General features: G+C 41.3%; 14 protein-coding genes. 13 read left to right on the top strand and 1 reads right to left on the bottom strand.

Annotated features, from left to right (window positions below; translation table 11 throughout):
- Nucleotides 1-18: 18 nt before the first annotated feature.
- From AN390_RS18415 to glmU, 11 genes are all read left to right on the top strand, one after another.
- Nucleotides 19-945 (top strand): ParB/RepB/Spo0J family partition protein, encoded by a 927-nt coding sequence (locus AN390_RS18415; protein WP_004588068.1) that lies wholly within the window; start codon nt 19-21, stop codon nt 943-945.
- 142 nt (nt 946-1087) lie between these two features.
- Entirely contained in the window at nt 1088-1468 is a 381-nt protein-coding gene (locus tag AN390_RS18410) for an ATP synthase subunit I (protein ID WP_024032126.1), read from the top strand.
- Nucleotides 1469-1483: 15 nt separating this feature from the next.
- The gene (atpB, locus tag AN390_RS18405) at nt 1484-2341 is read left to right on the top strand and encodes a F0F1 ATP synthase subunit A (protein WP_004588070.1); all 858 of its coding nucleotides are present in this window, start codon (nt 1484-1486) and stop codon (nt 2339-2341) included.
- A 51-nt stretch (nt 2342-2392) separates the two neighbouring features.
- Nucleotides 2393-2626 (top strand): F0F1 ATP synthase subunit C, encoded by a 234-nt coding sequence (atpE, locus tag AN390_RS18400; RefSeq protein WP_004588071.1) that lies wholly within the window; start codon nt 2393-2395, stop codon nt 2624-2626.
- 42 nt (nt 2627-2668) lie between these two features.
- Nucleotides 2669-3139: a F0F1 ATP synthase subunit B gene (atpF, locus tag AN390_RS18395; protein ID WP_004588072.1), complete on the top strand. Its 471-nt coding sequence runs from the start codon at nt 2669-2671 to the stop codon at nt 3137-3139.
- A gap of 16 nt (nt 3140-3155) precedes the next feature.
- Nucleotides 3156-3689 (top strand): F0F1 ATP synthase subunit delta, encoded by a 534-nt coding sequence (gene atpH, locus AN390_RS18390; RefSeq protein WP_004588073.1) that lies wholly within the window; start codon nt 3156-3158, stop codon nt 3687-3689.
- 14 nt (nt 3690-3703) lie between these two features.
- Complete coding sequence (gene atpA, locus AN390_RS18385) at nt 3704-5245, top strand: F0F1 ATP synthase subunit alpha (RefSeq protein ID WP_004588074.1); 1542 nt, start codon at nt 3704-3706, stop codon at nt 5243-5245.
- Between the two features lie 60 nt (nt 5246-5305).
- Nucleotides 5306-6166, top strand: a complete 861-nt coding sequence (gene atpG, locus AN390_RS18380; RefSeq protein WP_004588075.1) for a F0F1 ATP synthase subunit gamma — start codon at nt 5306-5308, stop codon at nt 6164-6166.
- Nucleotides 6167-6199: 33 nt separating this feature from the next.
- Nucleotides 6200-7585: a F0F1 ATP synthase subunit beta gene (gene atpD, locus AN390_RS18375; protein WP_004588076.1), complete on the top strand. Its 1386-nt coding sequence runs from the start codon at nt 6200-6202 to the stop codon at nt 7583-7585.
- A 13-nt stretch (nt 7586-7598) separates the two neighbouring features.
- Nucleotides 7599-8021, top strand: coding sequence for a F0F1 ATP synthase subunit epsilon (locus AN390_RS18370; RefSeq protein WP_004588077.1), 423 nt, complete (start codon nt 7599-7601; stop codon nt 8019-8021).
- A 248-nt stretch (nt 8022-8269) separates the two neighbouring features.
- The gene (gene glmU, locus AN390_RS18365; RefSeq protein WP_055255656.1) at nt 8270-9628 is read left to right on the top strand and encodes a bifunctional UDP-N-acetylglucosamine diphosphorylase/glucosamine-1-phosphate N-acetyltransferase GlmU; all 1359 of its coding nucleotides are present in this window, start codon (nt 8270-8272) and stop codon (nt 9626-9628) included.
- A gap of 28 nt (nt 9629-9656) precedes the next feature.
- Here glmU and AN390_RS18360 read toward each other — a convergent pair whose 3' ends face one another.
- Entirely contained in the window at nt 9657-10499 is an 843-nt protein-coding gene (locus AN390_RS18360; RefSeq protein ID WP_054983813.1) for a LytTR family DNA-binding domain-containing protein, read from the bottom strand.
- Between the two features lie 141 nt (nt 10500-10640).
- Between AN390_RS18360 and AN390_RS18355 the strand changes: the two genes are divergently transcribed.
- Nucleotides 10641-11852, top strand: coding sequence for an acyltransferase family protein (locus AN390_RS18355; RefSeq protein ID WP_095206687.1), 1212 nt, complete (start codon nt 10641-10643; stop codon nt 11850-11852).
- Nucleotides 11853-11938: 86 nt separating this feature from the next.
- Nucleotides 11939-13732: a choice-of-anchor I family protein gene (locus AN390_RS18350; protein ID WP_055255655.1), complete on the top strand. Its 1794-nt coding sequence runs from the start codon at nt 11939-11941 to the stop codon at nt 13730-13732.
- Nucleotides 13733-14053: the final 321 nt, after the last annotated feature.

Below are 14053 nucleotides of genomic sequence, written 5' to 3'. Positions count from 1 at the left end.
TTAAGGTAAAAAAATAACATGTCTGCTAAAAAACGAGGTTTAGGCCGAGGACTCGATGCCCTTTTAAGTTCATCAAAACCAGCGCCGAGCTCAAGCAAGGAACAAGACACAGTAAATGTGACTGAAGCTGTACAAACTGCAGCACAGCCCGTTGCGAATGAATTGCAAAAGCTGCCTATTGAGTTTTTACACTCAGGAAAATACCAGCCTCGTAAAGATATGTCTGAAGAAGCGCTTGAGGAGTTAGCAAGCTCTATCCGCTCTCAAGGCATTATTCAGCCAATTGTGGTGCGCCCAGTTGCAGAAAATAGCTTTGAAATAATAGCCGGTGAGCGCCGTTGGCGTGCTGCACAAATAGCAAAGCTTGAAAGTGTACCTTGTATTGTAAAAGATGTGCCAGATGAAGCCGCCGTTGCTATTGCGCTGATAGAAAATATTCAGCGTGAAGATTTAAACGCAATGGAAGAAGCTATCGCTTTAAACAGATTATTGAATGAATTTGAATTAACGCACCAGCAAGTTGCCGATGCGGTGGGTAAGTCGCGCACTACCGTGACCAATTTACTACGATTAAACAATTTAAATAGTGATGTTAAAATTCTGTTAGAGCATGGCGACATAGAAATGGGCCACGCACGCTGTTTATTAGCTCTTGAAGGTGAAGCACAATCTGACGCTGCAAGATTAGCCGTAGCTAAAGCGCTAACTGTGCGCGAAACCGAAAAGTTAGTACGCTCAATTTTAGAGCCGGTTGCTGCTAAAGAAGCACCTGAAAAAGACCCAGATGTTAAGCGCTTAGAGCAAAAATTAGCCGACAACTTAGGGGCTAAAGTAGAAATAAATTATAACGCGAAAGGCAAAGGTAAGTTGGTTATTTCTTACACCAATTTAGATGAGCTTGATGGCATTTTAAATCGTATAAATCACAGCAATACAGACCATTAAAATTTTACATGTCCGATAAGAGACATTTGTAGCTATTTTGTGTTACAAAGCGTCTACTCAAGTTGCAAAACTGGTAGGATTAAGTATAATTTCGCCAGTTTTCACACCCTAACAATTAGAACGCCATAAAGGTTAACTAAACGTGACTAATAAGTTAGCAAGACCTTATAGGCTTGCCGCATTTAAATTAATTTGTCTTCAGGGTATCGTAGCACTTGTAGCTGCAGTAATTATTTTTGTTGGTTGGGGAGTAAACGCCAGCGTATCAGCACTTGCCGGTAGCAGCGTAGCAATACTTCCCCACCTAGTATTTGCGCTTTATGCATTCAGATATATGGGTGCAAGCAAAGCAAATCAAGCGTATACCTCGTTAAAACGCGGTAACGGATTAAAATTTATGCTAACAATCGTATTGTTTGCACTGATACTCAAGTCAACCACGGTCGTTTTAGTGCCGTTTTTTTGTGTTTACGTATTTGTGCTCTTTACTGGATTGTTTGCACCCGTTTTTTTTAAACATTAACTTTTGGGATATAACATGGCTGCAGAAGAAGTTACTATATCAAGCCATATCCAGCATCACTTAACAAACGCTAAGATGTGTATGACCGACTCAGGTCTTGCCTTCAACAAAGCGTGTGCAGACAGTGGTTTCTGGACATGGAATATAGATACCCTCGCATGGTCAATCGGACTTGGTCTATTATTTTTATGGACCTTCCGAAGCGCCGCAAAGAAAGCTCACACCGGAGTACCGGGTAAATTTCAATGTTTTATTGAAATGATTGTTGAGTTCGTTGGTGACAACGTACGTGACACATACCACGGTAAAAGCAAATTAATTGCTCCATTAGCCTTAACAATTTTTGTTTGGGTGTTCTTAATGAACTTAATGGATTTAATCCCAGTTGATTTCTTACCTGCACTTGCTGGTTTTGTTGGTGAACAAGCCTTTGGCATGGACTCACACGACGTTTACATGAAAATTGTACCTACCACAGACATAAACTTAACCGCTGCATTAGCACTGGGTGTGTTTATTCTGATGATTGGTTACTCTATTAAAATTAAAGGGGTTGGTGGCTTCATTAAAGAGCTTACACTTCACCCGTTTAGCTCTAATAGCAAAGTGGCTATGATTTTCTTAATTCCTTGTAATTTATTACTAGAAACAATCGCTCTAGTGTCTAAGCCTTTCTCGTTAGCACTGCGTTTATTCGGTAACTTATACGCTGGTGAATTGATATTCATACTTATCGGCGCAGTTGGTTTAATGCAACTTCCGTTGCACTTTGTTTGGGCTGTATTCCATATCTTAGTAATCGTGTTACAAGCATTCGTATTTATGATGCTAACCATTGTTTACCTAAGCATGGCAAGTTCAGACAATCACTAATTTATACACTTTTTATATTTAACTTTAACAATTGAAACTTTGGAGAAAAAAATGGAACTAGTATTAGGTCTTAAGTACATCGCAGTTGCTTTACTTATCGGCTTCGGTGCAATCGGTACTGCTATCGGCTTCGGTAACATGGGTGGTAAATTCCTAGAAGCATGTGCGCGTCAGCCTGAACTTGCACCTTCATTACAAGTTAAGATGTTCATCCTAGCTGGTCTAATCGATGCGGTAGCAATGATCGGTGTTGGTATCGCAATGGTAATCCTGTTCGTACTTTAATTTTATTTTTTGAACAGCTTACTATTTTAAGGAGGAGCGGTCGTGAACATAACAGCCACTCTTATCGGTGAATTAATTGCGTTTACGGTGTTTGTACTATTTTGTATGAAATATGTATGGCCACCACTTAATGATGCAATTGAGTCTCGCCAGAAGAAAATTGAAGATGGTTTAGCTGCCTCTGATAGAGCCGAAAAAGACTTAGAACTTGCGCAACAAAAAGCTGCAGAACAGCTTAAAGATGCAAAAGCTCAAGCGGCTGATATCATTGAACAAGCTAAAAAGCGTGCCGTGCTTATTGTTGACGAAGAAACTGTTCGTGGACAAGAAGAGCGTGAAAAAATTATTGCTCAAGGGCACTCTGAAATTGAATCAGAGCGTAACCGTGTAACAGAAGAGCTACGTAAGCAAGTAGCAACTCTGGCAGTGGTTGGCGCTGAAAGAATTTTAGAGCGTGAAATCAATCAAGCCGCACATAGTGACATCGTTGAAAAACTTGTCGCTGAGCTGTAATTAGGAGGGTATGAGCATGTCTGAATTGACTACTATCGCTCGCCCATACGCTAAAGCGGCTTTTGAACTTGCCGTTGAAAAAGGCACGATTGAAAGCTGGAATGACATGTTGTTTTTTGCAGGCGAAGTTGCCAGCAATGAACAAGCATCAGCCATTCTAGCTGGATTGCCTACTGCTACTGCACAAGCTGAGTTATTTATTAACTTATGTGCTGAGCAGCTCAACGAACAAGGTCAGAACCTAGTTAAGGTGATGGCTGAAAATGGACGTTTGATTGCACTGCCTGAGGTTGCTCAGTTATTCGCTGCGTTTAAAGCAGAGTATGACAAAGAAATCGACGTAGATGTGATTTCGGCAACCCCTCTTGCTGCAGCGCAGCAAGAGTCATTGGTAGCGACACTTGAAAAACGTTTCGCACGCAAAGTTAAGCTGAATTGTAGTGAAGACGCTGCAGTTGTTGGCGGCCTTATTATTAAGGCGGGTGACACTGTAATCGACGGCTCAGTACGCGGTAAATTAAACCGCTTAGCCACAACACTACAATCGTAATTGGGAAAAAGAGCATGCAACTTAATTCCACTGAAATTTCAGATCTGATCAAACAACGTATTGAGCAGTTCGAAGTTGTAAGTGAAGCTCGTAACGAAGGTACTATCGTATCTGTTACTGACGGTATCATCCGCATCCACGGTCTAGCTGACTGTATGCAAGGTGAGATGATTGAGCTTCCAGGCAACCGTTATGCTATCGCACTAAACCTTGAGCGTGACTCAATTGGTGCAGTAGTTATGGGTCCTTACGCTGACCTTACTGAAGGCGTAAAAGTATACACAACTGGTCGTATCTTAGAAGTTCCTGTTGGTGCTGGCTTACTTGGTCGTGTTGTAAACACACTAGGTGCTCCTATCGACGGTAAAGGCGCTTTAGATAACGACGGTTTTGAACCTGTAGAAAAAATTGCACCAGGTGTAATCGAGCGTCAATCTGTAGATGAGCCAGTTCAAACTGGTTACAAATCTATTGATGCGATGATTCCAGTTGGTCGTGGTCAGCGTGAGCTTGTTATCGGTGACCGCCAAACAGGTAAAACTGCACTAGCAATCGATGCAATCATCAACCAAAAGAACACAGGCGTTAAGTGTGTGTACGTAGCGGTTGGCCAAAAAGCATCTACTATTGCTAACGTAGTACGTAAATTAGAAGAGCACGGTGCACTTGCAAATACTATCGTAGTTGTAGCATCTGCTTCTGAGTCTGCGGCACTTCAGTACTTAGCACCGTTCTCGGGCTGTACTATGGGTGAATACTTCCGTGACCGTGGTGAAAACGCATTAATCGTATATGATGATTTATCTAAGCAAGCTGTTGCTTACCGTCAAATCTCATTACTACTTAAGCGTCCACCAGGTCGTGAAGCATACCCAGGTGACGTATTCTACCTTCACTCGCGTCTTTTAGAGCGTGCATCGCGTGTAAACGCTGATTACGTTGAAAAGTTCACTAACGGTGAAGTGAAAGGACAAACTGGTTCATTGACGGCATTGCCAATCATTGAAACTCAAGGCGGCGACGTTTCTGCGTTCGTACCGACAAACGTTATCTCTATCACCGATGGTCAGATCTTCTTAGAAACTGACTTATTCAACTCAGGTATCCGTCCGGCAGTAAATGCTGGTATCTCGGTATCGCGTGTTGGTGGTGCTGCACAAACTAAAATCGTTAAGAAACTAGGTGGCGGTATCCGTCTAGCCCTAGCTCAGTACCGTGAATTAGCTGCGTTCTCGCAGTTCGCGTCTGACCTTGATGATGCAACTCGTGCTCAACTTGAGCATGGTGAGCGTGTAACAGAGCTAATGAAGCAGAAACAGTACGCACCAATGTCTGTTGCTGAAATGTCTTTGTCGTTATTTGCAGCTGAGAAAGGTTATCTTAAAGATATCGAAATCTCTAAAATTATGGATTTCGAAGCAGCTTTACTTTCTTATGCAAGTAGCACATACGCAGAGCTTGTGGCTCAAATCAATGAAACTGGTAACTACAACGCCGAGATCGAAGCGCAGCTTAAAGAACTTCTTGAGAAGTTCAAGTCTACGCAAACTTGGTAATTTAGTTATTAATGGTGCGCTTTAGTTTACTAAAGCACACCTTGATTCGGAGAGAGAGTCATGGCCAGCGGAAAAGAGATTAAAAGCAAGATCGGGAGTATTAAAAATACTCAAAAGATCACTAGCGCAATGGAAATGGTTGCTGCGTCTAAAATGAAAAAGGCGCAAGAACGAGTGGCTTCAAGCCGTCCATACGCTGACAAATTACGCAAAGTAATTGGTCGTGTTGCTCAAGCAAATCTTGATTTTACTCACCCGTTCTTAGAAGAACGAGAAGTAAAACGAGTTGGTTATATTGTTATCTCTACAGACCGTGGTCTATGTGGCGGCTTAAACTCAAATGAGTTTAAAAAAGTTGCATTAGACATTAAAGCGTGGAAAGAAAAAGGTGTGGACGCTGAGTTTGCAACTTTAGGTAGCAAAGCTGCTAGTTTCTTTCAACGTTTTGGCGGTCAAGTGCTTGCTAAAAAAGCAGGCCTTGGAGATAAGCCTTCAGTACAAGACGTAATTGGTCCTGTAAAAATTATGCTAGATGCATTCTCAGAAGGTAAAATTGACCGTTTATTCCTGGTATATAACAACTTCGTTAATACCATGAAGCAAGAACCAACAATTGACCAGTTACTCCCTTTGCCAAAAGCTGAAGAAGAAGTATCTGCCCACACATGGGACTACTTATACGAGCCAGGCCCAGACGCTATATTAGAGTCTTTGCTTGTACGCTTTGTTGAGTCTCAGGTATACCAAGGTGTGGTTGAGAACGCTGCCTCTGAACAGGCTGCCCGTATGGTTGCAATGAAAGCTGCAACAGATAATGCCGGCGACCTTATGGATGAGTTACAGCTTGTTTATAACAAGGCCCGCCAAGCGGCAATCACACAAGAAATTAGTGAGATTGTTTCTGGTTCAGCCGCAGTTTAATGCTTCAGGCAAAGATTAACGAGAGGAATAGACATGAGTTTAGGTAAGGTCGTCCAAATTATCGGTGCCGTTGTGGATATTGAGTTTTCTCAAGACAACGTGCCAGCCGTATATGACGCGCTAAAAGTAACAGATGGCGATTTAGCTGGTTTGACTTTAGAAGTTCAACAACAGCTAGGTGGCGGTGTTGTTCGTACTATCGCACTAGGTACTACTGACGGTTTACGTCGTGGCGCAGCGGTAGAAAATACAGGTGAAGCGATTCAAGTTCCAGTTGGTAAAGCAACGCTTGGTCGTATCATGAACGTACTTGGTGAGCCAATCGATGAAGCTGGCCCAATCGGCGAAGAAGACCGTATGTCTATTCACCGTGCAGCGCCTTCATACGAAGAGCAATCAAGTTCAGTAGAACTTTTAGAAACTGGTATCAAGGTAATCGACCTTGTATGTCCATTTGCTAAAGGTGGTAAAGTTGGTTTATTCGGTGGTGCCGGTGTAGGTAAAACCGTAAACATGATGGAACTTATCCGTAACATCGCAATCGAGCACAGCGGCTACTCAGTATTCGCAGGTGTTGGTGAGCGTACTCGTGAGGGTAACGATTTCTACCATGAGATGAACGATTCAAACGTACTTGATAAAGTATCGCTTGTATACGGTCAGATGAACGAGCCTCCTGGTAACCGTTTACGCGTAGCGTTAACTGGTCTTACTATGGCTGAGAAGTTCCGTGACGAAGGTCGCGATGTACTTTTCTTCGTAGATAACATCTACCGTTACACGCTTGCTGGTACAGAAGTATCTGCACTTCTTGGCCGTATGCCATCAGCGGTAGGTTACCAGCCTACACTTGCTGAAGAAATGGGTGTACTTCAAGAGCGTATCGCTTCAACGAAGACAGGTTCAATTACATCAATCCAAGCGGTATACGTACCTGCGGATGATTTAACGGATCCATCTCCAGCAACTACCTTTGCTCACTTAGATGCAACAGTAGTACTTTCACGTGATATCGCATCACTTGGTATCTACCCAGCGGTAGACCCACTTGATTCATCTTCACGTCAACTTGACCCATTAGTAATTGGTCAAGAGCACTACGATACAGCACGTGGCGTTCAAACAGTTCTTCAGCGTTACAAAGAACTTAAAGACATCATTGCTATCCTAGGTATGGACGAGCTTTCTGACGAAGATAAGCAACTTGTATCTCGTGCACGTAAAATCCAGCGTTTCCTATCTCAGCCATTCTTCGTGGCAGAGGTATTTACAGGTGCGCCAGGTAAATACGTTTCACTAAAAGACACAATTGCTGGCTTTAAAGGCATTCTAAGCGGTGAATTTGATGACCTTCCAGAGCAAGCGTTCTACATGGTTGGCTCTATCGAAGAAGCTCAAGAAAAAGCTAAAAGCATGTAATTAGGAGGGTAGTATGGCAGCTATGACTGTACATCTTGACGTAGTAAGCGCAGAGCAGAGCTTGTTCTCTGGTCTAGTTGAATCGATTCAAGTATCTGGTAGTGAAGGTGAGCTTGGTGTTAATGCCGGTCACGCCCCACTACTAACTGCCCTTAAACCTGGTATGGTACGTTTAGTTAAGCAACATGGTGAAGAAGAACTGATCTATATTGCTGGCGGTACACTAGAAGTTCAACCGAACATAGTAACCGTACTTGCTGATACAGCTGTTCGTGGTGAAGACCTAGACGAGCAAGCCGCAGAGCAAGCTAAGCGTGACGCAGAAAGCCAAATGGCTAATGCGTCAGCAGCTGAATTTGATTATCAAAAAGCAGCTATGCAACTAGCAGAAGCTATTGCACAACTTCGCGTAATTCAGCAATTACGTAAAAAGTAAGCCTATCCGGTTTTTAAAAGCCCACATTATGTGGGCTTTTTTGTGCCTGTATTTTGGCTTTGCACTTATATCGGTTAGCAAAGCTGGTTACAATAAGTGTAATTATTATGAATAGTTTGTTTATCATAGATTCAGTCATAATTTTTTATAATACGGCTGAGTATGTATACATGGAGTGACATGCGTAATCTAGTTAAGCTACTTTCATTAACTCCTCACTAAAACAACGGAAAAAGGAAATTGTTTTAATGGCTCTAACAACAGTAATTCTTGCTGCGGGTAAAGGTACTCGTATGCGCTCTGCTCTACCAAAAGTACTGCATAAAGTGGCAGGTAAACCTATGGTGCAGCATGTTATAGATAACGCAAAGGCACTTGGTGCAACCACCACTAATTTAGTTTACGGGCATGGCGGCGAACTATTACAACAACAACTTGCCGATAATGACGTAAACTGGGTACTGCAAGCAGAACAACTTGGTACTGGCCACGCAGTAGCACAAGCAAGCCCTCATATTAATGATGACGACACTGTACTTGTTTTATACGGCGATGTACCCCTTACAAAACAGTCAACTCTTGAGCGCTTATTAGCTGCAACCCCTGAAAATGGTTTAGCAGTACTCACAGTAACCTTGGCTAACCCAAATGGCTATGGCCGTATGCTACGAGAAGATGGCAAGCTTGTAGGTATTATTGAGCAAAAAGATGCAAGCGCTGAGCAGCTACTTATCAGCGAAGTAAACACCGGCATTATGGCGGTTAACGGCAAGCTTTTAAAAACATGGTTAGGCAATCTATCTAACAATAATGCGCAAGGCGAATACTACCTTACAGATATTGTTGCTATGGCGCACAGTGAAGGTGTAGAAATCACCTCAGCACAGCCCGATCATGCAATGGAAGTTGAAGGCGCAAACAACCGCGTACAACTTGCAGGCCTAGAGCGTGCTTATCAAGCATGGCAAGCAGAAGAGTTAATGTTAAATGGTGCCACCCTAGCCGACCCTGCCCGTATTGATGTACGTGGCAATGTTAAAACAGGCGAAGACGTATTAATTGATATAAACGTTATTTTTGAAGGTAATGTAACCCTTGGCAATAACGTACAAATAGGCCCTAACTGTGTACTTAAAAACTGTACCATAGGCGATAACGTTGTAATAAAAGCGAATACTCTAATTGAAGATGCAAGCGTAGCAGCTAAATGTACGCTAGGCCCATATGCTCGCCTGCGCCCTGGTGCGGTAATGGAAGAAGACTCGCACATTGGTAACTTCGTAGAGATGAAAAAAACCCGCTTAGGTAAAGGCTCTAAAGCAAACCACTTAAGTTACTTAGGCGATGCTGAAATTGGTGAAAAAGTGAATATAGGCGCAGGTACTATTACCTGTAACTACGATGGAGTTAATAAAGCAAAAACCATTATTGGTGATAACGCCTTTATTGGTTCTAACTCATCGCTTGTTGCCCCAGTAAACATTGGTGCAACAGCAACTGTAGGTGCAGGCTCTGTGATCACCAGTACCGTTGAAGATGAGCAGCTTGCAATAGCACGTTCTAAACAGCGTAATTTAACGGGCTGGAAACGCCCGGTTAAAAAATAATTATAAAAGGCTACTTAGGTAGCCTTTTTTATTTCAGTTGAAGTTTAAACTGTTCTTTATAGCGTCTAGATAAGTTAAGCATCTTACCTGTAGTTAGTTTTATTTCACTATCGCCACTAGGTAGCGGTGTAATAGACTCTATTCTATCAAGGTTTACGCCATGGCTGCGATGGACTCTGCAAAAGCCTTTATCTTCTAGTTGCTCACTTAGTGCTGTAAGGGTCGTTCTTAAAGGGTAAATAGATGTGCCAATATACAAGTTTACATAGTTGCCCGATGATTCAAGCCAATCAACATCATCTATTTTTACAATAAACTCTTTACCATGCTTTTTTACAAGCAACCGGTTTAGACTGGGTGTGGCTTGTTGCTCGCTTTCTTCTATAGAAGATGCCTCCCCAATTAATTGCTGAACGACATATTGATATACTTTTATGAGCGCAATAAAAAATATAAAGCTTATAGCATCCTTTTGATATTCGTATATTAATTCAAACCAACTCAAACCAAAATCATAAGAGCGACCCCAAGCTAAATATACAAGCTTGCGACTGCCTACCATAATAGCAATATGTAACATGCTAAATACAATTGAAGCGCCAAAATACATACCCAATGAAGCAGGTATTTTATGCCATTTAAAAGGTGTGTTATTCAAAAACCAAATTAAAGCCGGAAACATAAGCAAAGATCCTAACGCGCTTGAATACTCCCATACAAATGGCTCCCAAATTAAAAATGGTAAATCTCCTGATCTTTTTACCTCCATGATTTGGGTTGTTGCATTTACGGTATTATTAATTAATACGTAAGCACACAGTAATACTGATGCGTATAAGGTTTGAAAACGCTGAAAGTGTTGTAGGTTCATAGTATGTGCTTATATTTATGTGGTGGGTTTATCCCTAAATACCACCGTTTATCACTATTGCCTGTAATATAAGCACTTATGAATAGTTTTTGCGAGTCGTTTAAGTCTTACTAGTACCAATAGGTATACATTGGTTTTAGCATGAATAAACAATTACACGTAACAAACCGCCATTACTTTCTTGATTGGCTGAGAGTCATTGCGTTTGCTGTACTTATTTTTTATCACATTGGCATGTTGTACAGCGAAAACTGGGGCTTTCACTTTAAAAGCACTTATATATCTCACTACGTAGAGTATTTTTTGTTGGTGTTTGCTCCTTGGAGAATGCTACTGATTTGGTTTATATCTGGAGTAGCACTTCGCTTTATGCTCGATAAAGTGAGAGGTGTTAAATCAAATGCGTTATTTGTTTTAAATCGCTCTATTTTTATATTACTACCATTGCTGGTGGGGTTATGGTTAATAGTTCCCTTTCAGTTGTATGCAGAAATGTCGCAAAAAAGCGTAATAGACATAACGTATTGGCAGTTCTACTTAGCGTTTTTAGATATTAATAATGAGATGTTTGCTAATTACCAGTCTGGGGTATGGCCGCACGTAGATGTAAATCATTTATGGTATTTACGCTCTCTTTGGCAGTTTATGCTTATCATTATTTTATTTTCACTATTCATGAAACTCCCTTTTTTTATGCCTTTACTCAAGTTAGGTAAAGTGAGCCTGCCATTACTGGTAAGCTTATTAGTCATAGCCATGTTGCTTACACATAACTACTTAGAAGGAGATGCTGTAAGGGAGGCTAACGGCTTTATATTTCTATTTATAGGGTATCTGTCAGCCAAACACGATTATTTTTGGGCGAGCCTAAAACACTATTATTGGGTGTTATGTGTAAGCTTTACCCTGCTGTGTATATACATATTAATGGCTTACCAAAACGTATTTGATTTACCTAGTTATATTTTTACTACTATATACAATATTCAAAGAGTACTGGGAGTGCTTACCATGCTTGCACTCGCACAGCATTTTTTAAACTTTAAAACTAATTACTTAAAAACATTTAATAGCTGGGTGTTCCCTTTTTATTTATTGCACCAAAGTGTACTCATAATCCTATGTTTTGTTTTGCAGCCTTTAGAGGTAGGTTCTTTTATTGAACCACTCTTGGTTGTTATTGGTACATGGTGTATTTGCGCGGTTATTACGTTAATAGTGACACGTATTGATATTTTAAGGCCCTTAATAGGTGTTAAAACTCAAAATAGCTATATCAAGCCTTATAAATTATTAGGTTATACAGTAAGCCTTATTCTTGTGTGCCCCTTAGCATTTAAACTCGTTTTTTAAGTTAAAAAAGCTTTATTAAAAGTGCCATAGCTTTGTCATACCTGTGTGTTGTTATTTTGTTCAACACCACACTAAGGAAAATAACAATGTTAAAAAGGTCACTTATAGCACTTTCACTCATATCAATATTAACGGGTTGCTCACTAGATGGAGATGACGGCCAAGACGGCACGCAAGGTATCCAAGGGGAGCAAGGCACAGCGGGTCAAAATGGTACTAACGGCACTAATGCAAACTCTGCGTTAAATATAAGTTTAGTAGGCCGCGCTGTACTTAATGCCCAAAGCCCCGAAGGTGCAGCCGAAATAGTTGCTTATCAAGCATCTAAAAAGTGGATATACGCCATTAATAGCTCTGGTGATGAAGCCGTTGTTAATATTATACCCACCGACACCTTTGATACGGCGGCCCTTGTTCAAGATAACGAAGGGATAGTGAGTGCAACTAACCTAACATCAGCCATTACCCTTACCTTAAACGACAACACCCCAGGCGATGCCAACAGCATAGCAATAGATGAAAACAACCAAATGCTAGCTGTGGCTATGGCTGCTAAAAATGTGGGCGAAGCGGGTCAAATTGCATTTTACGACATAAGCGGCGATACACCCGCCTTCATAAAAAATGTACCAGCGGGCTTTTTACCAGACATGGTGACTTTTAACCACGACGGTACAAAAGTAGTTGTAGCCAATGAAGGTGAACCTAATGGCGATTACAGTATCGACCCAGAAGGCTCTGTAAGCATAATTAATATAGTAGAAGGTGTAGTAGCTGATACGGCAACTAATATTGACTTTACTACTTACAATAGTCAGCAAGCTGAACTTGAGTCTGATGGATTTGTGTTTGCTAACCCTACAGGGCGCACTATTAACGGAAATGTAATAAATACGACAGTAGCTATGGATTTAGAGCCTGAGTACGTCAGCATTTCTAAAGATAACAAATATGCCTACGTATCAATTCAAGAAAATAACGGTCTCGCTATTATTAACCTAGAAGATAATAGCGTAGAGCTAAAAGCGCTAGGTTTTAAAGACTGGTCAGATTTACAAATAGATGCATCAGATAAAGACGGCGGTGTTAATTTTAAATCGTACCCAGGGCTTTATGGTATGTATCAGCCAGATACAATTTCAAGCTTTAGCTGGAAAGGTGCAAATTTTATAGTATCGGCAAATGAAGGTGATGCACGCGAGTACTTCTTTGATGTAACAGATGAAGCAGACTGCACAGCAAAGGGCGGCCTAGATTACGATGAAGATGATGGCTGTCTTGCCTATATAGATGAAAGCCGCGTTGAAGATTTAACGCTTGCAGCTAATTTTGACTACTTAAATAACGACGATGACGATATAGGCCGCTTGAAGGTAAGCACTGTAAAAGGTGATACGAATGACGACGGTCAATACGAATCGCTTTATGCCTATGGTGCACGCTCATTTACTATTTGGGACAGCAATGGGCTGGTGGTATTTGACTCAGGCGATGACATAGGTCGTATTACCGCATCGGTTCATGGTGAAGCCTTTAATAACAATGAAGATGAAAACGAAGGTGACACACGCTCAGATGATAAAGGCGCAGAACCCGAAGCGCTAACAATAGGTACGATAGACGAACGCACTTTTGCCTTTATAGGTCTTGAGCGCATGGGCGGGATTATGGTTTACGATATTACCAACCCTTACGATGTGCAATTTGAAGATTACTTTTATAACCGTGGTGTAATAGAAGGGGCAGATATAACCGGCGACCTTGCACCCGAAGGCATGGTGTTTGTACCTGCCGAACAAAGTGCGACAGGCGAGCCACTGCTTATAATCGGTAATGAGATCTCAGGTTCTATAGCTGTATGGCAAATTGCAGCAAATTAAAACCAACAAAGCAGTACAGCGATTACTAAATGTACTGCTTTTTCTAACGCGCAAATATTAGCTGTAAAATAGCGACTTAACATGCGCGTTTTTTAATCTAAAATCAGCCCGTAGGCCTTTATTTGTATGCGTTTCATACTAAATTCATTTATTTGTCAAAAAGCTGAAATAAAACATTGACCCCCGCTCGAATCTCCCTATAATGCGACCCCACTGAGACGGGAAACGCTGAAGCATAGCAAGGCACAACGGCTCAGAGAGTTAAGTGAAACTTCGGTTTTAAATCTTCTAAAAAGAAAGTTTAAAATTAAGTGTTGACTC

This window comes from Pseudoalteromonas sp. P1-11, from assembly GCF_001399995.1.
Taxonomy (GTDB): Bacteria; Pseudomonadota; Gammaproteobacteria; order Enterobacterales; family Alteromonadaceae; genus Pseudoalteromonas; species Pseudoalteromonas atlantica.
Note: the sequence above shows the minus strand (reverse complement) of the source record. Positions and strands in the feature narration are given on the sequence as shown.